Below are 22,584 nucleotides of genomic sequence, written 5' to 3'. Positions count from 1 at the left end.
GATCTCCGGCGTCCAGTAGGACAGCGATTCGCCCACGACGAAGAGCAGCGTGCCCAGCATGATGGCTCTCAGCAGCAAATCCCTGCACCAGATCATAGTATTCCCCAAGTTTTCATGTTGTTAAGTTTAGCATTGGCATGCGCGGCCATGTTGAGTTTCTGGCATGGCCGTCTGGCCGGGTGTCCGTGCCGTGAATGCGGCGGCGGCATCGATGGCGTGCGCCAGCGCCTGTTCCAGCGTGTCGAGCGCGGCCGACGCATCGTCGCCGGCATGCAGTAACTGTTCTGCTTGCTGCGCGGCTTGCAGGGTGGCGGGCAGGGCCAGGCTGCCAGCCTCGCCCGCCAGCTTGTGCGCCAGCGCGGCGGCATCGTCGCGCGCATCGGCTGCCAGCAGCGCGCGCATGGCGCCCACCGTATTGCGATAGTTGCTGCCAAAACGCGACAGGTGCTGGCGGTAGGGCGCCTCATCGAGCCACTGCGCCATGCCTTGCGCCAGGTCGATCACGGCTGCCGCGCCGCATGGCGGCACGGGCAGCGTCGCTTCGGTCACGACCGGCGGCAGGGCTGGCAGACCTTGCGCATGGCGCCGATGCGCGCGCGCGATCAGGGCGATGGTCTGCGGCACGTCGAACGGTTTGCTGATGAAATGGTTCACGCCCGCTTCCAGTGCCGCCGTGCGCTGTGTCTGGAACGCCCCGGCCGTCAGCGCCACCACGGGCAAGTCCTGAAACTGCGGCAGCTGGCGCAACGCGCGCGTCGCCTGCAAGCCATCCATGACGGGCATCTGCACATCCATCAGCACGATGTCGACGTCGGCCGGGTGGGCCAGCAGCCAGTCCAGTGCCTGCCTGCCATCGCAGGCGAACGAGGGCACTGCTCCCTGGTCGCACAGGATATGCTTGACCACGTCGCGGTTGATTTCGCTGTCATCGACCACCAGCACGCGCACGCCGGCGAGCACGCGTACTTCCGGCGCACCCAGGCTGGCGTCCAGGCCGGCGGCCCGGGCGCGCTGCTGGCGCGCTTCCATCGTCGCGTTGTACAGGCTGGACGCCGTCACCGGTTCGTTGAGGACGGCGTCGGCCGGATCGGCCGGGTCGGTGTGGCGCCGCGCTGGCCGCGTGGCTGGCGCGCCGCTGGCTGCCAGGATGATGATGGGGCAGTCCTGCGGTGGCAGGTATTCGCGCAGCGCGCGTGCCGTGGCTTCGCCGTCCAGCGCCGGCATGCGCGCGGCCAGCAGGACGACGCCGGGCCGCGCGTCGTCGGCGCAGGCCAGCGCATAGTCGAGGGCCGCCCGCCCGTCGGACACGGCATGCACGCTCCAGCCCAGGCCTTGCGCCACGGCGGCAACTGCCTCGCGCGCGTCGGCGTTGGCATCGGCCAGCAAGGCATGCAAGGCTAGCATGTCGGGCGAGGACAGGGTGCCTGCGGGCAGCAGTTGCAGCGGCACCGTGAAGCTGAATTCGCTGCCCTGGCCCAGGCGGCTTTGCAGGCGCAGCGAGCCGCCCATCAGTCTGACCAGCTGGCGGCAGATGGTCAGGCCCAGGCCCGTGCCGCCGAAGCGGCGCGTGGTGGACGTGTCGGCTTGGGCGAAGGCGGAAAAGATCGTTTCCTGCGCCTCGGGCGCGATGCCGATGCCCGTGTCGCGCACGCTGAAACGCAGCAGCGCGGCATCGCCGTCGCGGCTTTCCAGTGTACTCAACAGCTCGACCGTGCCCTGCGCCGTGAATTTGATGGCATTGCTGGTCAGGTTGACCAGCACCTGTTCCAGCCGCAGCGCGTCGCCCAGCACCAGGTCGACGTCATCGGGCAAGGGACCGACCCGCACGGCGATGGGCTTGTCATGCGCGGCCACGCCCATGCTGGCGGCGATCTTCTCGGTCACCTCGGCCAGGCGGAACGGCGCCTGTTCGATGCTCATGTGGCCGGCCTCGATTTTCGACACGTCGAGCACGTCGTTGATGATGCCCAGCAAGGACTGGCCGGCGGCGCGGATCTTGCGCGTCATCACGAGTCCTTCTTCGTCCAGGCTGCCTCGTTCCAGCAGCCATGCCATGCCGAGGATGGCGTTGAGCGGCGAGCGGATTTCATGGCTCATGTTGGCGAGGAATTCGGCCTTGCTGCGGTTGGCCGCCTCGGCCGCATCGCGCGCCAGCAGCATGGCCTCTTCCGCCTGCTTTTGCACGGAAATATCCTGCGCAAAGATCAAGGTGGCAGGTCCATCCTTGAGCATCACGCGCGTGGTGGTCTTGAAGACGGGCACGGGAAGGCCCTGCTTGTCCAGACCGACGGCTTCGAACACCTGTTCGCTGGGCGAGTCCGCCTCGATCAGCGCTTCGTTGGTGGCCAGTGCCGCCTGCGATTGCGCGGAAATCATGGCGGACCAGGGCAGGCCGTTCAGATCGTCTTCGAACGAGTAGCCATGCAGCCTGCGGTAGCGGGGATTCGAGTAGATGAAGCGGCCGTGGCGCAGGATGGCGATGGCCACGGGCGCATCTTCGATCAAGGTGCGAAAGCGCGTTTCGCTGTCGGACACGGCTTGCATGGCCTGGCGCTCCGTTTCCTGTTCCGCATGCCAGGCGGTTTGCTGCCGCCGCCGCCGCTGGCGCCAGAACAGCAGGCTGGCCCCGGCCAGCGCCAGCATGGCAAAGCACAGGATGTAGGCCAGCGCCTGGCGCCGCAACGGGGCGGCGATGGCCGCTTCTTCGCGGCTCAGACCGATGATGATGGCACGGTCCATGTGCAGCGCGGGAGGCGCGATGGTCGCCATGGCCATGATGCGGGGGGCGGCGGCGCTGGTGCCGGCTATCTGGACGCCGCTCAGCACGCCAGCCTGATAGCCGCTGTCGCGAAAGCGCCGCAGGAAGCTGCCGTGCACGTCCACATTGCCGCCATCGGCAGTCCTGGCGGGATAGTTCATGAATTGCCGGCCGTCGCCATGCAGCACCACGGCCCAGACGTCGGGGGCATACATGGCGGTGCGGAACTTGGCCGTGAAGTATTCGGGATCGAGGGTGGCCACCACCACGCCGGCAAAGCGGCCCTGCTTGTCCTGCACCATGCGCGACGCCGTGATGACCAGGTCGCCCTTGAAGGAATGGAAGGGCGCCGAGATGTACAGCATGCGCGCATCAGGGGCGTCGCGCGCCGTCTGGAAGTAGCCGCGATGCGAAAAATCCTGCTCGGCCAGTTGCGCGATATTGGTGGCGATCGGCTTGCCCTTCGCATCGATGACCAGCATGGCGCGCACGCCCGGCATGGCGTCGACCACTGCGGCCAGGCGCCGGGGCAGTGCTTGCCCGGCGTCTTCCGTGGCACCGGCAACAAGATAGTCGCGGATCACGCCGTCGAGCACCAGGTTGGTCGCTGCCAGGTCGACTTCGATATTTTTTGCCAGCAGTGCCGTCAGCACGCTGAGCCGCTCACGCTCGGCCGCGTCGTGCCGCGCGGCTTCGGCCAGATGCGCGTAGGCAAGGGCGGCAGCCACGAGGAGCAAGCCGAGCAGTAAAAACAGCCATTCGATCCATTGTCTGCGTACCGCCGCCGCATCTGTGTGATAGGTCATGGGGCGATGCTATACCCGATACGCACGCAGGACAACTTTTACGTATGACTATGCATGCGAAAGTGTGGTCAATTCGCCGTCCGCCGCCATCGCGCGGGCCATGCCGCCCAGCGGCAGCCGCAGGCGGAAGGCGGCGCCGTGGCCCGGCGCGGATGCCACGCCGATACTGCCGCCCATCAAGGTGACGAGCTGGCGCGCGATGGCCAGGCCCATGCCGGCGCCACCATGGGCGCGGCTCGGCGAATCGTCCGCCTGCGAGAATTTGTCGAAGATGTCGGCTTGCTGTGCTTGCGCGATGCCGATGCCCGTATCGCGCACCTCGATCTGCAGGTCCGCGCCACTCTGCATGACGTGGACATCGACCCGCCCCGCGGAGGTGTAGCGGATGGCATTGTCGAGCAGGATGTCGAGCACGCGCACCAGACGCGCGCGGTCGCAATCGATGCTGGGCGGCGTTGCGGGCGCGATGTGCGAGGCCAGCAGCAGGCCCTTGTGCGCCGCGCGCTGCCGGTGCGGCGCCAGCGCCAGCGCCAGCAGCTGGTCCAGCGGCACGGCGGCGGACGCCAGCCGCACCTGGTCGTTTTCAAGCGCGCTCAGTTCCATCGCCGCCTCGACCATGGCCAGCAACTGGCGGCCGCTGTCGTGTATCGTTTGCGCGTAGGCGGCCTGTTCCGGCTCGCGTAGCTGCTCCAGCAGCAGTTCGGAGAAACCCAGGATGCCATTGAGGGGCGTGCGCAATTCATGCGACATGTTCGACAGGAAGCGCGACTTGGCCTCGCTGGCGGCGATGGCCCTGGCGCGGCTGTCGACCAGGCGGCTGATCAGCAGCACCAGCGCCGCCCAGGACAGCACGATCAGCACGCTCGTGATGGCCGCCATCAGCAAGGCCTGGTTGCGGCGCGAGACGTAGTCGGCCAATACCGCGTCGCGCTCCAGTCCGACCAGCATGTAGAGCGGGTAGCCGGCCAGTTTTTCGAATGCATAAAAGCGCAGGGAGCCATCGACGGGACTGCGTTCGGTGAAGCTGCCCCGCGTTTTACCTTTCATCAAGGAAAATACTTTGCTGCCGCCGATATCCTGGCCGATGGTATTGACGGCGCCTACCCGCCGCGCGCGCACCACGCCGTCGTTGCCGACCAGTTCGGTGGAGCTGTTGTCGCCCAGGTCGACTTCGTCGTACAGGCGGGTAAAGTAATACGGATCCATCGAGACCACCACCACGCCCTTGAAGCGGCCATCGGCATGGTTGATGCGGCGCGTCATCTGGATCGACCATTTTTTCGACACGCGCCCCAGCACCGGCTTGCTGATATACAGTTCGCCGCTGTCGCGCCGCATGTGTACCCGGATGTGTTCGCGGTCGGCCAGGTTGGTCGGCTGAAAGGGGCGGCTCGACAGGACCGTGTCGCCCCGTTCGTCGACGATGGTAAACAGGTTGTACAGGGGGCCGGGATTGAGGCCTTGCTGCAGGTCCGCCACGATGTCGAGGTGCTGGCCCAGCGCCTGGTAGCGGCCGCGCAGGTAGGTGACCGCCTGGTCCGCCGCCTCGATCGTGCGGATCGCGTGTTCGTCGAAGACGCGCGCTATGCTGCGCGCATCGCGCCCGGCATCGGTGATGGCGGCGTCGTGCGCGCGCTGCAATTGCAGCATGGTGATGCTCCACAGCCCCGCCAGCAGGACCGCCATGAAGAGCGACAGCAGGGTGCGCGTATCGCAGCGCTCCCAGGCCATGGCCTTCCAGTATCTGTACTCCCGCATGCCGCCTCCGCCACGTCTGCCAGGTTTCCGTCATGCGCGGATGTCCGGCATCACTGGCGCGTTGATTTGTCAATTATAGCGAATATAATTGATTTTATCGAATAAATTGATTTTTATGCGGAAGTGTTGTATTCAGCGCCGGCCCAGGTTGGCCCAGGTTACTTAGCGCGTCAGCCAGCGCTCTACCATTGCGCGCAGCTGGGCGGCCGTAAAGGGCTTGGACAGATAGTCGTCCATGCCGGCCGCCACGCAGCGTTGCCGGTCGTCCTCGGTCACGCCGGCCGTCAGGGCGATGACGGGCAGGCGCGGCGCACCGCTGGCCGCTTCGCGGGCACGCAGGGCCTGGCAAGCCTGGTAGCCATCCATGACGGGCATCATGCAGTCCATCAGGACCAGGTCGTACTGCTGCCCGGCCAGAGCCTGCAGGCCCAGTGCGCCGTTCTCCGCCGTGTCGATGTGGTAGCCGCGGGCGGCCAGCTGCAGGCACACCAGCTGGCGGTTCAGCGCCGTATCCTCGATCAGCAGGATGCGCGCGCCTGGTCCTGATGCGGGCGCGGGCAGGGGGGCGGGCGCCGGTGCCGCAGCGGGCTCCGGCTGCGGCGTGGCGGCGCTTGGCGCCTGGGCCGCCTGGCAGGGAATGCGCACGGTGAAGCGGGAGCCGGCACCTGGCTCGCTGCTGCAGAAAATCTCGCCGCCCAGCAGCGCCAGCAGGTGCTTGCAGATGCTCAGACCCAGTCCCGTGCCGCCATACGTGCCGCTGATGCTGTCGTCGGCCTGGCAAAACGGCTCGAAGATGCGGCTCAGCTGCTGCTGGCTCATGCCGATGCCCTGGTCGTTGACGCTGGCGACGAGGCAGGCGCCGGCGCCGTCCGGCGTGGCCGCTTCCAGGTGCAGGCGCACGGTGACGCTGCCGGAGGGCGTAAACTTGATGGCATTGCTGAGCAGGTTGCCGAGGATTTGCGCGATGCGCGTGCGGTCCGAGCACACCCGCTGCGGCACGCTGTCGCCGATCTCGCTGGCAAGGTGCAGCTTCTTGCGGTCGGCGTGCGGGCGGTGCAGGGCCAGCACGTCATCGAGCAGCAGGCGCGGATCGAAGTCGCGCAGTTCGATGTTCATCTGGCCTGCCTCGACCTTGGACAGGTCGAGGATGTCGTTCAGGATGCGCATCAGGTGCTGCACGCCATCGCCGATGCGCTGCGCATATTGCCGCTGTGACGCCTCGAGTCCGGTTTCCTGCAGCAGTTCGGCCATGCCGGCGATACCGGCCATGGGCGTGCGGATCTCGTGGCTCATGATGGCCAGGAAGCGCGACTTGGCAGAATTTGCCGCTTCCGCGCGCGCTTGCAGCGCCAGCGCCATGGCCGCGTCGCGCTCCTGGCGCCGCAGCAGGGCCATGATCAGCGCGATGGCGCCGGCCAGCACGAGCAGGCTGATGACCGCCGCCCCGCCCATGGTGCGCAGCATGCGCCGCCAGCTCGCCAGGTAGACCTCGTCCGTAATGGTCACGTTGATGGCCAGCGGATAGTCGCGCACCAGCCGTACCCCGGCCAGGCGGTCGACCGTACGCCCCTGGTCGGCCGCGCGCGGCGAGTCCACCTGCAGCACGCCATGCGTCTTGCCCTGTTCCAGCAGGCGGTAGGTGCTGCCCGTCAGGTTGCGCTGGCCCATCATGGCGGGCACGGCCGGCCAGCGTGCCAGCAGCGTGTAGTCGCTGCGGTACAGGGAAAAGGCCGTGTGTTCGCCGATGCTGCTATTCTGGAAGAATTTGCTGAAAAAGTCGCACGACAGGCCCACCAGCACCACGCCCAGGAAGCGGCCGTCCGGCCCGCTGATGCGCCGGCTGATATAGAAGGTCCAGGCGCCATTGCCCTTGTTTTGCACGGGCGCGCTGACGTGCATGCCGCCGTCTGGGTGGCGCCGGTGATACTCGAAGTAATCGCGCTCGTCGAGACGGATGGGCGGCGCGGGATAGGCGCGGCTGAAGGCCAGCACGCTGGCATCGCTGCCGACGATGGACACGACGTCCACTTGCGGCACGCCGCCGATCTTCTGCAGCAGCATCTGGTGCATGGCCGGGGTGCCGACGGCGGCGGCCAGCGCGGGTGCGTCCGGGGGGGCGGCGGCGTCGATGTCGTGGCTGACGCTGTCGAGCACCAGGCGGGCCGCCGTCATGCTTTGCGCCGTGTTTTCCGCCAGCAGCAGCGACAGGTTGGACAGGTCCTGTTGCCAGTCGTCGACGGCTTCGCGGTGCAGCAGCACGCCGGAAACGACGATGCGTAGCGCCAGCAGGCATACCAGCACCAGGCCCACCACGGCTGCCGTGGTGCGCGGGCGATAGCGGTGCGCCAGGCGCAGGACGGTCTGGCGGGCGTTCATGCCTGCGCGCCCGTGTACTCGCGCATGCTGTGGCAGACCTCCTGCTCCACCGCGCCGACCAGCGCTGCCGTTTCCGCCAGCCAGCCCGGTGCCGCCACGCCCTGGTGGCGCACCAGCTGCTCCAGCTCCGCCAGGCGGGCCGTCAGCGCGCGGGCGCCCAGCAGGGCCACGGTGCCGCGCAAGGTATGGCAGCTATGCACGATGGCGGGCACCGTACCGCTGCGCACGGCCTGCTCCACGCGTGCAAACATGGCCGGCGCCGTATCGAGATAGGTCTGCGACAGGGCGCGGAACATCTTCAGGTCATGGCCGGTGGCCTGGAACAGCACGGCAGGATCGATGTGGCGATAGGCTTGCATGGGGGCTCCGGGGAAAGCGGTGGCGAATTAGGCGGCCAGGCTGTTGCGCCGCGCGTGGCCGGCGCAGCAGGCGCGCAGATAGCCGCGCAGCTCGTCGTAATTGACGGGCTTGGCAAAGAACACCACGCCGGGCGGTACGCCACCGCGTTCTTCCAGTTCCTCCGGCGTCAGGCTCGACAGCATGGCGATATGCATGTCCGCCAGCAGCGGGTCGGCCAGGATGGTGCGGATCACTTCGTAGCCGTCGATGCCTTCCATGATGATGTCGGCCAGCAGGATGTCGGGCTGGTCGCGGGCGATTTCCATCAGCGCCTGGTAGCCGTTCTCGCAAAAGCGCAAGCTTGCCTGCAAGCCCCATGAGCCGATCTGCTTTTCATACAGCGCGCGTTCGATCGGATTGTCTTCGATCACCAGGATGGAGGGCGGGCGGCCCGATGCTGCGGGGCGGCTGGCGCGTGCCGCGCGCTGATCCTGGCCTGGCTGGCCGGGATTGCCCTTGTAGGCTTCGACGGCCGCGAGGGGAATGCGCCGGTGGCCGCCCTTGGTCTTCCAGGCTTCGATAACGCCGGCCTCGACCAATTGCTGCACCGATGTGACCGAGATGCCGAGGATTTCGGCAGCCTTTTGGGTAGTGCATACGTCTGCAGTGTGCATGATGAACTTTTATGGTCGAGGATGAAGTTGAATGGAATGATACGCAATCACGCTCAAAAAATCAATTTCAACAAATTAGATGAATTCACTAAAAACCTGCCGCGTGGCGGGGCGGACTCGCGTGCGCGTGCGGCAGGTGGCGACGCGGGCGGGTGGTTCCAGGATTTCGCGCCATTCGCTCCACTCCGCGTTACTGTGGCGCAGCAGGGTTTCCATGTGGTCCACATCCAGACCCAGTACCCTTGCGGCGCCCGTGGCCGGCCCGCGCTGCCCCACGCCATTGCGCAGTATCAGGTCGGCGAAACCGCTGGCCAGTTTCAGCAGCCAGGCCAGCTCCGTCATGCGTCCGGCCTGCCCGAAGCCGGGCGGCGCGGCATGGCAGCGCACGGCATCGCACAGGATGTCCGGCATGCCCCAGCCCCGCATGAGGCGGGCTGACAGCGCCAGTTGATGGTGGCCGAAGCGCCGCGATTCCTCGCACAGCAGCAGCGCCCTGGCAGCGCCGCCGTACTGGCCCAGCAGTTCTCCATACGCTTGCGGATGCAGCGCGGCCAAGGCCAGTTGGCCAATGTTGGCCAGCAAGCCGCAAGTGTACAGCTCTTTGCTCGGCGCCAGCTGCAGCGCATCGCCCGCCACGCGGGCGGCGCAGGCCATGGCCAGCGAGTGCGACCAGAATCGCTGCTCGTCGAAGTGCGCACACGTGGCCGCTGGCAGGGCCGGGATGGCGAACGCCTGGCGCAGGGCGGGCAGGCCGATGGCGGCCAGCATCGCGGCGTCGACTGCCGCATGCTGGCGTCCGCCCGGCGGCACGGCCCCATTCGCCAGGCCGATGACCTTGCCGGTCAGGGCCGGATCGCAGCCCAGTTGTTCGGCCAGTTCAGCGAGTGACACTTCCTGCTGGCATAGCGTCGCCAGCCAGTGGTGCCGCCAGGCCGGCGAGGGCAGGATGGCGCCGCCGAGCAGGCCCGCCAGATCGCGGTGCGCACTCATGGCCGGCTCCCGATGCCGCTGCAGTCATCCGCCCGCGCGGCGCCCGTTTGCAGGGCCGAGACCGCTTGCGACAGGGCATCGAGCGCCATCAGCAGGTCCGCATGCAGGCGGCGCAGCGCGTCGATATCGTTGGAAAAGCCCGCATGCACGGCCTGGCGCGCCAGTGCCTGCAAGGGAAGCAGGCCCATGGCGTAGCTGCTGTCGACAATTTCTTGTGCCAGTACGCGTGCCGGGGCCGGGCGTTCGCAGCGCAGCGCATGGGCGATGCCGGCCAGGCGGTCGCGCGTCTCGGCCACGAACAGGGCCAGAATCTCACCCTGCAGGCGCCGGTCGTAGCCGAACATGGCGTCCAGGCGGGCCAGCTCGAACGGCGGCGTGTCCAGCACCTCGGGCTGTGGCGGCGGTACCGTGTCTGCCTCCTTGGCCGGCTGGGTGGCCCTGCGCATTTGCAGCTGCTGATGCAGATCGGCAACTGTCGCGCTGGCGGTCGGCGCGCGGCCAGCCTGGCGCCAGTGGAGGCGGCGCCAGAGCAGGGCGGCCAGCAGCAGCAACAGGCCCGCCAGCGCCAGCGCCGGCCGCATCAGCGAGACATCGTCGCAACGAAGGTAAGGATGGACCGCAAGGAAGGAGTTCATGGCAATGCCTGCATGCAGTGAGAGTGGTTGAAAACGGATGTCATGGCGACGGGTTCAGAATTCTTCCCAATCGCCGCCGGCACCGGCGCTGGGCGTGCCGCGGGCAGGAGCGGGGTCGCGCTGTGCGACCAGCTTGAGCGGCGCCGCCTTGCGCGCTGCCGGTGGCTTGGCGGCGGGGGCATGGCGCACCGGGGTGCTGTGGTGCGCCGCGTTGGCCTGATCGTGCGCCAGCTTGAAGGCGCCGACCACGCTGGCCAGGTTGCTCGCCTGCTCCTGCAGCGATTGCGATGCCGCCGCCGCTTCTTCGACCAGCGCCGCATTCTGCTGCGTGACTTCATCCATCTGCGTGATGGCGCGGTTGATTTCGTCGATGCCCGTGCTTTGCTCGGCGCTGGCGGCCGAGATTTCGCTGACGATGTCGGTAACGCTGCGTACCGTGTCGACCACTTCCGTCATGGCCGCGCCGGCTTGCTGGACCAGCTTGCCACCTTGTTCCACCTGCTCCACGGAGTCGCTGATGAGCGCCTTGATTTCCTTGGCGGCGGCCGCCGAACGGTGCGCCAGGTTGCGCACTTCGGTGGCCACGACGGCAAAACCGCGTCCTTGTTCCCCGGCCCGCGCCGCTTCCACGGCCGCATTCAGGGCCAGGATGTTGGTCTGGAAGGCGATGCCGTCGATGACGCTGATGATGTCGGCGATCTTGTTGGACGAGCTGTCGATCGCTTCCATGGTGCGGATCACGTCGCCCATCACCTCGCCGCCGCGCACTGCCTTGTCCGAGGCGCTGACGGCCATTTGCTTGGCCTGGCGGGCATTGTCCGAGTTTTGCCGCACGGTGGCCGTCAGTTCTTCCATGGCCGAGGCGGTTTCTTCCAGCGAACCGGCCTGCTGCTCCGTGCGTGCCGACAGGTCGAGGTTGCCTGCCGCGATTTCGCTCGAGGCCGTGTTGATGGTCTCCGTGCCGGAGCGCACTTCGGTGACGATGCGCACCAGGCTCTCGCTCATCTCGCCCAGGGCGGTCATCAACTGACCCACCTCGTCGTTCGAGCCGGCGCTGATTTGCACGCTGAGGTCGCCGCCTGCGATGGTGTGGGCCACGTCGATGGCATTCTTGAGCGAAGAGGCGATGCGGCGCGCCAGCAGCAGGCCCATGCCGGCCACCAGCACCATCACGGCCAGGGCCACGCTGATGGAAATCCAGCGCGCGTTGGCGGCGACGGTCGTGCCTTCGGCCGCGCCCATGTTGCCCAGCTTTTCGTTGTAGCTATAGTGAGCGGCGAGGGCGTCGATCAGCTCCTTGATGATGGGCTGGTTGGCCATCAGCAAAGCGCGCGCCGCGTCGAGGTCGCCCGCCTTCGACAGGGCCAGTACCTTGTCGCGCATGCCATCGTAGCGCAGCAGTACATCGCGGTCCGTGGCCAGCAGCGCTTTATCTTGCTCATCAGAAAGATACTCTTTCTCATATTTGTCGAGCGCCTGGCCGATTGCCGCGCGCGCTACCTTGATGTCCGCTTCCAGCTTGTCGTGCGCGGCCGCATCCCTGCTGGCCAGATGCTGCCAGACAGCTACACGTATATTTGCAAAAGGGGTAACTGCCTGGTGCAAGGTCAGCAGGCTGGGAACGGTGTTGACGGTGGTATAGCTGGCCGCCGTGTACACGCGCTCCATTTCATAGATGCTGAAGCCCGTCAGGGCGGCCAGTCCGAGGACGACGCAGAGTATCAATGCATACAGGCGTTTGGCGATGGTCATGATGGGTGCTCCACTTCAAGGTTGAAAATCGGGAAAACCGGTTCGTTTGTTTGTTTTTTTCATTTTACGATAAAAATTTGTTTTATTCGAGTAATTTGTTATTTATTTGTGTGATTTAATTTTATTTATCAAAATTGCATGATAAAAAGCAGCATGGCAGGGCAGCAGTCGGGAATGCGGTGGGAACAGCGCCACACCGCGCGCACCGGGCGTTCTCGCGTGTGCCACGCTTGGCCAAATAGTGAAAAAATGGGACTTCTTGATCGCCATCAAATACGGTGCGCAATCGCGTGCCGCCGACTGACTCTTGTAAAGGAGCATCATGACTGCCTCTGCCCGGCCTGGACCCTTGCTTATCCTCACCGCAGTCCTCTTCATCTTGCTGGGCCTGGCGCTTGCCGGCGGCGGCGCCTGGCTCGTCAGCCTTGGCGGCTCCTGGTATTACGTCGTGGCCGGCATCGGCATGCTGGTCGCCGGCGCGCTCGTGTGGAAGGGGCGGCGCAGTGCCCAGCTGTTTCTCGCGCTGTTGCTGTTCGCCACCCTGATCTGGTCCGTCATCGAAGTGAAGCTCGACTGGTGGCAATTGCTGCCGCGCCTCGATATCTGGTTCGCCGCCGCCGTCTGGCTGCTGCTGCCGTTCGTCGACCGCCGTCTGGCGCCAGCCCTGGTCGCCGGCGCGAAACCGCGCGACGCGGGCAAGAGCGCGCTGGCCGCCGCCGTCGTGCTGACGGCCGCCGTGGGTGTGTTCTCGCTGTTCCAGGACTATTACACCTTGCACGGCGAAGTGCCGGCCGAGAACATGGCGGCCGCGCCGCAAGGCGATGTCGCCCCGGGCGTGGCGCCCAACGACTGGGCCGCGTATGGCCGTTCCGGCTATGGCGACCGCTACGCGCCGGCCGCGCAGATCACGCCGGCCAACGCCGGGCGGCTGAAACAGGCGTGGGTGTACCACACGGGCGACTTCAAGGGGCCGAACGATCCGGGCGAGATCGCCAACGAAGTCACGCCCCTGAAAGTGAACGGCATGCTGTACCTGTGCACGCCGCATAACATCGTCATCGCGCTGGACCCGGATACGGGCAAGGAGCTCTGGCGCCACGATCCGAAGATCAACCGCGATGCGTCCAGCTACCAGCACATGATCTGCCGCGGCGTGGCCTACTGGGACGTCAACGCGGGCCGCGCCAAGGATGACCCTGCGCCCGAGGCGGCCGGCATGGAATGCCCGCGCCGCATCTTCGCGCCCACCATGGATGCGACCCTGATCGCCGTGAATGCCGATACGGGCGCGGCGTGCAAGAGCTTTGGCGAAAATGGCGTGATCGGCCTGTACCACGGCATGGGCATGAAGAAGCGGGGCTTTCTGATGCCGACGTCGCCGCCGGCCGTGGCGCAAAACGTGGTGGTGATGGCCGCCAGCGTGACCGATAATTTTTCCACGGAAGAACCGTCGGGCGTGATCCGTGGCTACGACCCCGTCACTGGCAAACTGATGTGGAACTGGGATGCTTCGAACCCGGACGACACGGCGCCGATCGCCGACGGCAAGACGTACACCAACAACTCGCCCAATTCCTGGGGCGTGTCCAGCGTCGATGAAAAACTGGGCATGGTGTACATCCCGATGGGCAATGAAACGCCCGATACATGGGGTGGCAAGCGCAATCCGAACGGCGAGAAATACAATAGCGCCATCGTCGCGCTTGATCTTGTTACCGGGAAAGTACGCTGGGTGTACCAGACCGTGCACCACGATATCTGGGACATGGATATCGGCGGCCAGCCCACCCTGGTCGACATCGATACGCCGAAAGGCAAAGTTCCATCGGTCGTGGCCACGACCAAGCGCGGCGACATCTATGTGATCGACCGGCGCGACGGCAGCCTGGTCGTGCCGGCGCCGGAAAAACCCGTGCCGTCGGCCAACGCCGCGCCTGGCGACAAGCTGTCGCCCACGCAGCCGTTCTCTGCCCTCACTTTCCTGCCCGAGAAGCACATCAGCGAAACGGATATGTGGGGCACCACGCCATTCGACCAGCTCGCCTGCCGCATCATTTTCCGCCAGCACCGCTATGAGGGGCCGTTTACGCCGCAAACGGTGGCCGAAGGCAAGATCAAGGGCGCCATCATCTCGCCGGGTCCGCTGGGCATCTTCGAGTGGGGCGGGGCGGCCGTCGATCCCGTGCGTCAGTTGCTGTTAGTTAATCCCGACTACATGGGCTTCCTGGAACGCCTGGTGCCGCGTGCGCAAGCCAACGCGAAGGGCGGCACGGGCTCGGAAATGGGCTTGCAGCCGCAGACGGGCGTGCCGTTTGCTGTGGAAATCAAGCCTTTCCTGTCGCCGCTGGGCTTCCCATGCCAGGCGCCACCCTGGGGTTATATCGCCGCTGTCGACTTGCGCACCATGAAAAAAGTGTGGATGCACAAGAACGGCACCACGCGCGACAGCGCCCCCGTGCCCATCGCCTTGCCGCTGGGCGTGCCGAGCCTGGGTGGCATGAGCACGACGGGCGGCGGCGTGGCTTTCCTCAGCAGCGCGCTCGACTACTACATCCGCGGTTACGACGTGCGCAACGGCAAAACCGTCTGGAAAGCCCGCCTGCCGGCCGGCGGCCAGGCCACGCCGATGAGTTATATCTCCGACAAGACGGGCAAGCAATATGTGGTGGTGATGGCCGGCGGCCACGGGTCGCTGGGCACGAAGATGGGCGACAGCCTGGTGGCGTTTGCGTTGCCGGACGAGGGGGTGTCAGCGGGAGGCAAAGACAAGTAGGGGGCGGCATCGCTGTGCAGCGCCGCCTCGGCGTTGCCGCACAGCATGACTGCGTCGTCTTTTTACACAATCAGTTCCATCCGCTCTGCGGCAAAACAGGGAAAATCGCTGAAGTCGAGATTGGGCTCGTCGGGACGTGTTCTGTCGCAGATCAAGTGTAAAAAACCGGGCTCCCCTCTAAGATCGCCTGTGGCCCAGCCACATGTTGGCTGCAATCGATAACGGCACCATGCAGAACAGGTTGAACAACGGTGTCATTAGCAGACCCAATGCAGCAGTGGAGCTTTGCGGGGCCACGAACACCGACCAGTAGGTGTGCGCGTCCAACAGCAGCATCAGCAAGGCGCCGGCCAGCAGACCGCCGCAATTCTTGCTGCGTTGTAGCGCAAGTGCCAGCAATAGGTAGGGCGCCAGCGACCAGGCGCACAGCGCCGTCCGAAAGACGATGCCGCCACCGTTGGCCAGAAATAGGGCGGTGATCAGGTGCAGGCAAGTGCCGACCGTCAGCAGTAGCCGGCTTGCCTGTCGTGGGGATTTAAGCGGCGATATTCCGGTTTTCATCAATCTGCGGTACGGTCGATTCCAGTAGATCGTATATGTCTTTTGAACCCAGCGCCAGATGCGATGCGATCGTCCCCTCGGCGGACACCAGTACGGCGCTAGGAGTCACCAGCGCGTCGTAGCGCTCGGATACCTTTCGGTCCTCTTGCAGCAGCGTGGTGCAGGAGCCGGCGGTATGTGGACGGTGCAGCTGCCCGGCATCCACGCGCAGGATGAAGGCGATGCTGATCAAGCCCTGGTATTGCCGATGCCAACTCTCAATGCGCGGCGCCAGTTCGGCACAAGGGCCGCAGGCGATGTCGGAGAAGACCAGCAGCACCGGCAGGCCGACAGACCTGAGCTGCGCCAGCGTCTTCGCTTCGCCAGTGCCCATTTCCGCCAGCGCGAAGTCCGGCGCCATGCTGCCGACTGCCAGTCCGCGCGGCCGCATGTCGAGCGCATGCAGTGGCTGAATGTTGGCGGCGTCGAGTCGCAGCTCCAGCGTATCCATGCGCAAGATCAGGCGCCCGTTCTGGCGCAGCGTATGCAGTAGCAGCCACCATTGCAGCGCCATCACGGCGATGCATATCGACAGTGCCGGGGCCGTGACCAACATCCCGGCTAGATGCGGCCATACAGGAGCATGCGCGTATGCCGGTCCGGCGTAAATCAGCGCGCCCGCCATCGACAGCAGTACCCCGTTCCTGAGCAGCGTAGTGGGGCCGATCGGCGTGGCGTCCTGCTGACCGAAGCAGTTGCAACTGGGCCGCTGGCCTTGCTGCAGCTTGTACGCCAGCACGGCGCTGTAGAGCGCCAGCAGTGCGGCGCCGGCGATGGCGCCCCACCACGTGGACATCGCCAGCGTCAGCATGAAGGCGATCGCCAGTTCGCACGTCGGCATCAGCCACGCCAGCTGCGGCTGCAACGCAGCGGGAATGCCGAATTCCGCCAGCGTTTGAGCGTACGCCTGCCGGTGCAGCAGCTTGCCGGCAGCGGCCATCAGCAAGATGCCGCCTACCAGCAGGCGTAAGACGGTGAATGGCAATGTAAACGCGTCCATTATCTCTTTCCTCCCAGGGTAGGTCCATCGTAACGTTGAGCGCCACCAAACGGCGAGATGATCGATGCGTTCGTCAGGTCGGAGCACAGTGGCCCGCACAATGCGGTGCCGCCGCAACAATTTGAGCCGGCGCAACCGTATCCCGGTGGGCAATCGTCGTTGGAGCTGCAGGTGGGTAAACCGGCACAAGGAGTATTGCCGTGCACACAGACGCCCGAGCCATTCGGCGTCGTAAAGCACACGCAGTCACCGCCGCCGACGCAGGCCGGGAAGGCGCCGCAACTGCCGCCGGCGCAGGTCCGGCAAGCCGTAGGCGGGCAGCAGTCGCACGAGAGCTTCTGGGCGTCGTCATACGCGTTTTGGCCATAGGAGGACACCGCGTTGTAATAGGCCTGCGCCTGGGACAGACAACCGCCGCGCTTTATGTTCTGGATGCTGCCCGTGCCGGGGAAGGCTGCGGTGCAAATAGCGCCAAGGCTACTAAGGAAGTTGGTATCGCACGCTGCCTTGTTCTGGTTGCACTTGTCATAGCAACAATCGTGAGTATTACAAGCGGGAACGAAGCTGACGCCGAAGTAACTTTGCGGCGGCGACACCCACGATCCGGCCGCGCCGCAACCATTGGCAGTGCAGGTATGCGCCAGGTTGGCGGTGCGCGAAGGGCAGTCCGCCAGATTGGCAATGGGGTGCTTTTGCACCACGCCGTTGGGCGTGCAGCAGGCAAGGGCGGAGTCGTACACGCGGTTATTGCACAGGCAATTGCGCGCCGCCCAGGCGTTGTCGATGCCGAACCGGGCCAGGGTCATGCCGCCCAGGCCGAGTACGACCATTTTCAGTGCGGCGCGGCGCGAGGTGACGCCAGCCAGCGTGCGTGCGATGTCGTCGAGTACGGTATGGTCTGAGGTTTTCATGTCGTTCACCTATCGTGCTCTGGATGGCGACAGTACCGTGTCCAGCCCCACCGGTCCGGCATTGTTGGCCGCATGGTCCCAGGAGATCAGGCTGTAGGCGGTGGACTCGGAGCGCCCGGTCGGACTTTGGATCTCGAAACCGCCAAGCGCTTGCTGGGGCGCGATATGGGCATCAGCGGAAATCCAGCCCACATAGGTCATCAGGTCGGACTCGGACTGCCAGCCGTGTGGCGTGCCGGTGACGGTGGTGGGTGCCACGATGTCGAGGTGGAAGGCGGCGATATACAAGGAGCTGCCCAGCGGCTCGTCGTTGAAGATGGTGTAGGTCCACGTGGCGTTATTCAGCAGCACGTTCACATGCGAGCGCAGACGTGGCGAGGCATACGGCGCCGGCTGCGGAATCATCACGTAGCGATTGACGACGAAGCCCAGCGTGCCGCCGGCCTCGTAGGTGCCGCGCAGGGTCAGCAGGTATTGCTGCCCGGGCGTTAGCCCGGTGTGGCTGAATCTGGCGCCTATGCTGCCGCTGCCTTCGTTCGTCAGGCTACCGATGTACACCGGAAAATTCTGCGGGCTGATTCGCCGTGCCGCACCCAATGTGGCGCCGGTCAGGAACACCTTGCTGGCGGTCTCGCTACCGATGTTGGCAACAGTGATCGAGACGATGACTTCTTCGCCGGTGTTGATGACCGTGGCGTTGCCCGTGCCGATCTGTGGCTTGCTAGCCATGATTGCCTCCATGGTTGGGGAGAGTACGGCAAAGCATCATGCCGGTCATGCCGGCCAGGCCGGCCAGCATGATGGCCAGCGTGGGCGGCTCCGATACGGCCACCACTTGGTCGACTAGGAAGCTGAAGCTGACGACGTCGGAGAAGTTGCCGCCAAGGTCCTGCAGCATCACATCGAGCGTATGCGCGCCGGGCAGCGCATTGGCCGCCACGTCGATAGTGAACAGGGCAACATTGTCCCTGAACGAAAAACTGGGAATGCGGAACAGGACCAGTCCCAACGTTTGCTGTGGCGTCAGCGCGCCTGGATCGAAATTGCCGAAATTCAGGAACAGGTCGGTCGCGTCCAGTGCCGTGTTGGTCCGGTTGATGATGCTGCCGGTGATGCCGACGCTGCCACCGGCCGAGACCTGCATGGTGGTCTGTGTCGGTGTAAGCGTGAGTAGCGGCAGCGCGTGCGCGCTGTGTGCCAGCGCGAGCAGTATGAGTGCTGCCAGCGCGCTACCGAACGATTTGTGTAGTGTATTGAGCATGGAAATCCCCTGGTTGGCCTCATGGGACTAGCTATGCATTAACTATGCCAATCCGTGGGAGCTCTGTTAAATCAAGGGTTGCTCAGGATTGCCCGTGGCAGTCGAGGGGAAGTGTAAAGATGACCGACAAGCTGTGGATGTTAATCATTGCGCAATAGACATGCTAGCGCCTGGAAACCGGGGCCGGGCTCCGCCTGCTGTTTTGACAAGGAAAGGCCTGCTCTTACTTGAGCGAGGCAGGAGTCTTTGCAGGGTCGGCCATAGAGACGCCAGACCCTGCCTCGTCGTTGGCTTAGGCCGCTACGAGATCGCACACCAGGTGCCTGCCAGGACACCCAGGCCCCCAAGACGATCCATCGGTTTTCATCTTTCATGAACGATGGATCAGAAGAGTCCAAGCGACTGGTGGCGATTCAGGCTGGCAAGGCCCTACTCAATAGACTATTGCGCCGCCAATCCCAGCTTTAACCCCACCAGCTTGCCAGGCGCGGCCTCCGTTTTTTCCGGCGCGCCGGCGCTGACCCTGGCTGTGGGGGTGCCGTCCTGCCGCAGGGCGGCCAGAATCGCCGCGCTGCGCTGGGCGCCCAGTTTATTCAAGGCGTCGGCAGGCAGCGGCTGCCTGGCTTCCAGTTGCTCGCGCAAGCCGTTATAGAAAGCGCCCGTGTCGGCCACTTGCGGTTCGCCCTCGATCAGCTTGCCAAGGCGCTGCAAGACGGGGATTTTGGCCGGAGCCGGAATGGAGGCGGCCGCCGCTGCCCCAGGCGCAGCCGACTCCGCCGCCTTCTTCTGCTTGTCCAGCTCGGCCTTGCCGAAGCGTTCGCCGTACAGCTCGCGCAGGGCGCCCCGTATCTTGCGTTCGCCCAGGTTCAACGGCCCCGGTTCCTCGCCCGCTTCCAGCTTGATGCCGGCCTTGGCGGCGATGGCGCGGCGCACGGCTTGGGCGCGCAGGGCGGCCCCGTCCGTGTCGCTGTACTGGCCCGGCACGGCCAGCTTCAGCTGTTCGCGCTTGGCGAGGATTTGCGCCACCTGCTTGAGCTTTTCCCGCTCCGGCGGCAGCAGCACGGCGCTGCCCGCATCGAAGTCGATCGATTCGAGCTTGTCGGCGCTGATGCCGAGCAAGTTGCCCAGCGCGCGGAACGGCGCCGTGACGATTTTCGTCAGCACATTGCCCACGGCTTTCCAGATCAGCGCGCCATAGCTGAATTGCGGGTCGTTCATGTCGCCCGACACGGGCAAACCGAGGTCGATGCGCCCGTCGCTATCCTTGAGGATGGCCAGCGCCAGTTCCAACGGCAGTTTCAGGGCGTCAGGACTGTCGATGCGTTCGCCCAGGGTCAGCTTGTCGAGCACGATCTGGTTGGTGCCGTCGAGCTGGCGGTTGCGCACCTTGTACTGCAAGTCCAGCGAAATCTTGCCTTCAGCCACCTTGTAGCCGGCGAACTTCATCGTGTACGGCGAGGCGGAGACCATGTCGACGTTCTTGAAGACCACGTTCAAGTCCGTGTTGTCGGTCGGGGCGAAGGGATTTAATTGTCCGCGCACGCGGGCCAGGCCGAATTCGTCGATGCGGCCATCGAGTTCGATCTGGCTGCGCGCATCGCGCTTGGTGGACAGACCCGTGATGACGCCATTGAGTTCATAAATCTTGGCGGCGAACTGGGGCCGCAAGCTCAGGTCGGCAAAGTCCAGCTTGGCATTTTGCAGGCGCACGCGGCGCACGCGCACGGGGAAGGCGGCGTCGGCGGCCGGTGTGGCGGTGGCCGCCGCCGGCGCGGCCGGTTCCGGTGCCTTCACGAGCAAGCGCTGGGCGTTCAGGCTGCGGTCGTTTTCGATGATCAGCTGGGCGTTCGGTTCCACCACGCGCAGTTCGGGGATGTCGAGGAAATCCGGCCCCACGCTGGCCGTCAGCTTGTCGGCACGCACGCTTTTCCATGACGCAAAACGCTTGCCATCCGTTTCATTGAGCACCAGGCCGGCGATATCCACGCCACCCTCATAGCGTACCTTGGGCGCTTTCGGCGCGCCGCCGCCCGTCGTCAGGCGGCCGCTGCCGGAGAGGGTGCCGCCCGCCAGCTTCAGTTTCACATGCTGCGCCAGCAACGGTTGCACAGGAGCCAGGGTCAGTCGTTGCAGATTCAGCTGCGCATCGACGGTACCCGTGCCCGGCACGACCTTGCCGTTGGCCGTCAATACACCGCCTTCGCGCAGGCCCACGCCCAGTTCGAACGGCAGCGCCTGCTTCATGTCGTTGCTGACTTTGAGTAGCGACAGGCGGGCGTCCTGCAGCGTGCCCTTGATGCCCGTGCCCGCATCGTCGAAACGGGCGCCGAACTTGCTCAGTTCTACCTTGTCTACCTTGGTGGACCAGGGCGCGGCCGCTGCATCCTTGCTCGCGTCGGCCTTGCCAGAGGCAAACACGGGCAGCTGTTGCGCAATTGCAAACTCTCCCTGGCGGTTGCGCGCCAGGTCGATCTGCGCGCCGCTGGCTGTCAGCGCGCCCACGTGCACGGTACGCGCCGCCAGGTCGATCTTGCCATCCGTAAAACCCAATTGGGCCAGTGTGAACGGCGTTTGCGCGCCGCGCTGCATGGCGAGGTCGGCCAGCGCAAAGTGCGCGCCGTCGATGACGGTGGCCATGCCCGCTAGCCCTTGTTGCAAGCCCAGTTGCAGCTGCAGTTGCAACTGTTTCGCGCTCAATTGCAGGGCCGGCGAGACGGTTTCATCGATGGCGGACACGTCCACATTGGCCAGCGCCAGCTGTTTTAAATCCACCTTCCACTTGCCAGGCTTGGCAGGTGCTGCAGTGGCCGATGCTGCGGGTGCGGGATTACCCGGCAGCATCAGGTTCGCCACATCGATCTCGCCCTTGCTGTTGCGGCGCACGGCCACCTTGCCGCCGTACAGATTGATTTTATCCACGCTGACGTTCTGGCGCGCCAGATCCACGTTGACGCCGGCGATGCCCAAGGTATCCAGCGACGTAAATGCTTCTCCCTTGCCGTCGCGCGCCAGCGCCAGATCGCGCAAGGCCAGCCCGGCGCCTTTGACGGTTGCTTCCAGCTTGCCGTCCGCATAGGAAAAGGCGTAGGGCAGGCGCGCCGACAGCTTGCCGCTCGTCACCGTGGCGCGCGTATAGGCTTTCAAATACGCGGCCAGGCCGGGCAGGGAAGCGTCGTTCAGTATCAGCTCGCCTTCGCCGCGAATCGGGCTGAGCGAGGCCGTGCCGCGCCAGTGCAGCTTGCCGCCGCGCGCCGCATCGGCGCTGAGGCTGTAGCTGCCGTTGGCGTCGGGCAAGGTGGAGATATTGTCGAGCGTAAAATTGATCGGCGTGAAGTTGTCCGCATAACCCGCCTTCTGGTCTTGCCAGTCCACTTTGCCTTGTTCCAGCGCAAAATGGGCGATGACGAGGCGCGGCATGCCGCCGTCGCTTTTTTCCGGGTGCTTGCGTTGCCAGGTGGCCAGCACTTCGGCCAGGTTGAACTTGCCGTCCGGCGTGATGGTCAAATGCGTCTGTGGCGCCGTGATGCGGATTTCCGCCAGGCTCCAGGCGCGGCGCACGATGGATTTCCATTCGAGTTGCACGGCCAGGGCGCCGATGGTCAGCAGCGGTGCATCGCTCTTGCCATCCACGCCAGACGCTTCTTTGAAAGCGATCTGGTCCGCTTCCAGGCGCAGGGTAAACGGGTTGAAGCGCACATCGGCGATGCTGGCCTGGCGCGCGAGTTCTTTCTCTGCAAATTTGGGCAGCTGGTGCTTGATGACATAGGGCACCAGCCAGAAGCCGGCCGCGCTGTAGGCGGCGAGGGCGCAGCCGGTGCCAACGGCCCAGCGCTGCCAGCGTTTCCAGCGAAATGTTTTCGTCTGCACGCTTTTGTTGTCGATTGTGTTCACAAACTTACCTTTTGATCTTGTTGGGCGGCGCGTCCTGTGCGCCGTGACTGTCAGTATGCC

16 protein-coding genes are annotated in these 22,584 nt (G+C 65.1%); 1 reads left to right on the top strand and 15 read right to left on the bottom strand.

Features of this window, described 5'->3' with window-relative positions; genetic code table 11:
- Positions 1–126 precede the first annotated feature (126 nt).
- The 9 genes from KY494_RS03800 to KY494_RS03760 all read right to left on the bottom strand — a co-directional run bounded on the left by KY494_RS03800 (position 127) and on the right by KY494_RS03760 (position 12,412).
- Entirely contained in the window at positions 127–3,564 is a 3,438-nt protein-coding gene (locus tag KY494_RS03800) for a response regulator (RefSeq protein ID WP_219889969.1), read from the bottom strand.
- 48 nt (positions 3,565–3,612) lie between these two features.
- Positions 3,613–5,322, bottom strand: coding sequence for an ATP-binding protein (locus KY494_RS03795; protein WP_258194646.1), 1,710 nt, complete (start codon positions 5,320–5,322; stop codon positions 3,613–3,615).
- A gap of 162 nt (positions 5,323–5,484) precedes the next feature.
- Positions 5,485–7,698, bottom strand: a complete 2,214-nt coding sequence (locus KY494_RS03790) for a hybrid sensor histidine kinase/response regulator (protein WP_219889968.1) — start codon at positions 7,696–7,698, stop codon at positions 5,485–5,487.
- A complete protein-coding gene (locus KY494_RS03785) occupies positions 7,695–8,057 on the bottom strand; it encodes an Hpt domain-containing protein (RefSeq protein WP_219889967.1) in 363 nt (120 codons plus the stop codon). Before KY494_RS03785 ends, KY494_RS03790 begins: the two co-directional genes overlap by 4 nt.
- 27 nt (positions 8,058–8,084) lie before the next feature.
- The gene (locus KY494_RS03780; RefSeq protein ID WP_071077537.1) at positions 8,085–8,711 is read right to left on the bottom strand and encodes a response regulator; all 627 of its coding nucleotides are present in this window, start codon (positions 8,709–8,711) and stop codon (positions 8,085–8,087) included.
- A gap of 75 nt (positions 8,712–8,786) precedes the next feature.
- Positions 8,787–9,701: an HDOD domain-containing protein gene (locus KY494_RS03775; protein ID WP_219889966.1), complete on the bottom strand. Its 915-nt coding sequence runs from the start codon at positions 9,699–9,701 to the stop codon at positions 8,787–8,789.
- The gene (locus KY494_RS03770; RefSeq protein ID WP_219889965.1) at positions 9,698–10,336 is read right to left on the bottom strand and encodes a hypothetical protein; all 639 of its coding nucleotides are present in this window, start codon (positions 10,334–10,336) and stop codon (positions 9,698–9,700) included. The genes KY494_RS03775 and KY494_RS03770 overlap by 4 nt, the downstream gene beginning before the upstream one ends.
- Before the next feature lie 54 nt (positions 10,337–10,390).
- Positions 10,391–12,088, bottom strand: a complete 1,698-nt coding sequence (locus KY494_RS29980; RefSeq protein ID WP_219889964.1) for a methyl-accepting chemotaxis protein — start codon at positions 12,086–12,088, stop codon at positions 10,391–10,393.
- Positions 12,089–12,190: 102 nt separating this feature from the next.
- Positions 12,191–12,412, bottom strand: a complete 222-nt coding sequence (locus KY494_RS03760) for a hypothetical protein (RefSeq protein ID WP_219889963.1) — start codon at positions 12,410–12,412, stop codon at positions 12,191–12,193.
- Between KY494_RS03760 and KY494_RS03755 the strand changes: the two genes are divergently transcribed.
- A complete protein-coding gene (locus KY494_RS03755; protein WP_219889962.1) occupies positions 12,411–14,861 on the top strand; it encodes a membrane-bound PQQ-dependent dehydrogenase, glucose/quinate/shikimate family in 2,451 nt (816 codons plus the stop codon). The two genes, KY494_RS03760 and KY494_RS03755, sit on opposite strands and share 2 nt — an antisense overlap.
- 177 nt (positions 14,862–15,038) lie before the next feature.
- Here KY494_RS03755 and KY494_RS03750 read toward each other — a convergent pair whose 3' ends face one another.
- The 6 genes from KY494_RS03750 to KY494_RS03725 all read right to left on the bottom strand — a co-directional run bounded on the left by KY494_RS03750 (position 15,039) and on the right by KY494_RS03725 (position 22,524).
- Positions 15,039–15,422 (bottom strand): hypothetical protein, encoded by a 384-nt coding sequence (locus KY494_RS03750; RefSeq protein WP_219889961.1) that lies wholly within the window; start codon positions 15,420–15,422, stop codon positions 15,039–15,041.
- On the bottom strand, positions 15,397–16,461 hold the full coding sequence (locus tag KY494_RS03745; RefSeq protein ID WP_219889960.1) for a MauE/DoxX family redox-associated membrane protein: 1,065 nt from the start codon (positions 16,459–16,461) through the stop codon (positions 15,397–15,399). Before KY494_RS03745 ends, KY494_RS03750 begins: the two co-directional genes overlap by 26 nt.
- On the bottom strand, positions 16,461–17,372 hold the full coding sequence (locus KY494_RS03740) for a hypothetical protein (protein ID WP_219889959.1): 912 nt from the start codon (positions 17,370–17,372) through the stop codon (positions 16,461–16,463). The genes KY494_RS03745 and KY494_RS03740 overlap by 1 nt, the downstream gene beginning before the upstream one ends.
- A gap of 9 nt (positions 17,373–17,381) precedes the next feature.
- Complete coding sequence (locus KY494_RS03735) at positions 17,382–18,101, bottom strand: hypothetical protein (RefSeq protein ID WP_219889958.1); 720 nt, start codon at positions 18,099–18,101, stop codon at positions 17,382–17,384.
- The gene (locus KY494_RS03730) at positions 18,094–18,633 is read right to left on the bottom strand and encodes a hypothetical protein (protein ID WP_219889957.1); all 540 of its coding nucleotides are present in this window, start codon (positions 18,631–18,633) and stop codon (positions 18,094–18,096) included. The genes KY494_RS03735 and KY494_RS03730 overlap by 8 nt, the downstream gene beginning before the upstream one ends.
- 441 nt (positions 18,634–19,074) lie before the next feature.
- Complete coding sequence (locus KY494_RS03725) at positions 19,075–22,524, bottom strand: DUF748 domain-containing protein (RefSeq protein ID WP_258194644.1); 3,450 nt, start codon at positions 22,522–22,524, stop codon at positions 19,075–19,077.
- Positions 22,525–22,584: the final 60 nt, after the last annotated feature.

It is taken from the genome of Janthinobacterium sp. PAMC25594, assembly GCF_019443505.1.
In the GTDB taxonomy this organism is placed as follows: Bacteria; Pseudomonadota; Gammaproteobacteria; order Burkholderiales; family Burkholderiaceae_D; genus Janthinobacterium.
The sequence above is the reverse complement of the archived record's forward strand: the minus strand, read 5'-3'. Positions and strand labels throughout refer to the sequence as shown.

Bases quoted from the DNA above. Each gene is read 5' to 3' on its own strand.
- KY494_RS03800 (WP_219889969.1), bottom strand. From the start codon at position 3,564: ATGACCTATCACACAGATGCGGCGGCGGTACGCAGACAATGGATCGAA.
- KY494_RS03795 (WP_258194646.1), bottom strand. From the start codon at position 5,322: ATGCGGGAGTACAGATACTGGAAGGCCATGGCCTGGGAGCGCTGCGAT.
- KY494_RS03790 (WP_219889968.1), bottom strand. From the start codon at position 7,698: ATGAACGCCCGCCAGACCGTCCTGCGCCTGGCGCACCGCTATCGCCCG.
- KY494_RS03785 (WP_219889967.1), bottom strand. From the start codon at position 8,057: ATGCAAGCCTATCGCCACATCGATCCTGCCGTGCTGTTCCAGGCCACC.
- KY494_RS03780 (WP_071077537.1), bottom strand. From the start codon at position 8,711: ATGCACACTGCAGACGTATGCACTACCCAAAAGGCTGCCGAAATCCTC.
- KY494_RS03775 (WP_219889966.1), bottom strand. From the start codon at position 9,701: ATGAGTGCGCACCGCGATCTGGCGGGCCTGCTCGGCGGCGCCATCCTG.
- KY494_RS03770 (WP_219889965.1), bottom strand. From the start codon at position 10,336: ATGAACTCCTTCCTTGCGGTCCATCCTTACCTTCGTTGCGACGATGTC.
- KY494_RS29980 (WP_219889964.1), bottom strand. From the start codon at position 12,088: ATGACCATCGCCAAACGCCTGTATGCATTGATACTCTGCGTCGTCCTC.
- KY494_RS03755 (WP_219889962.1), top strand. From the start codon at position 12,411: ATGACTGCCTCTGCCCGGCCTGGACCCTTGCTTATCCTCACCGCAGTC.
- KY494_RS03760 (WP_219889963.1), bottom strand. From the start codon at position 12,412: ATGATGCTCCTTTACAAGAGTCAGTCGGCGGCACGCGATTGCGCACCG.
- KY494_RS03750 (WP_219889961.1), bottom strand. From the start codon at position 15,422: ATGAAAACCGGAATATCGCCGCTTAAATCCCCACGACAGGCAAGCCGG.
- KY494_RS03745 (WP_219889960.1), bottom strand. From the start codon at position 16,461: ATGGACGCGTTTACATTGCCATTCACCGTCTTACGCCTGCTGGTAGGC.
- KY494_RS03740 (WP_219889959.1), bottom strand. From the start codon at position 17,372: ATGAAAACCTCAGACCATACCGTACTCGACGACATCGCACGCACGCTG.
- KY494_RS03735 (WP_219889958.1), bottom strand. From the start codon at position 18,101: ATGGCTAGCAAGCCACAGATCGGCACGGGCAACGCCACGGTCATCAAC.
- KY494_RS03730 (WP_219889957.1), bottom strand. From the start codon at position 18,633: ATGCTCAATACACTACACAAATCGTTCGGTAGCGCGCTGGCAGCACTC.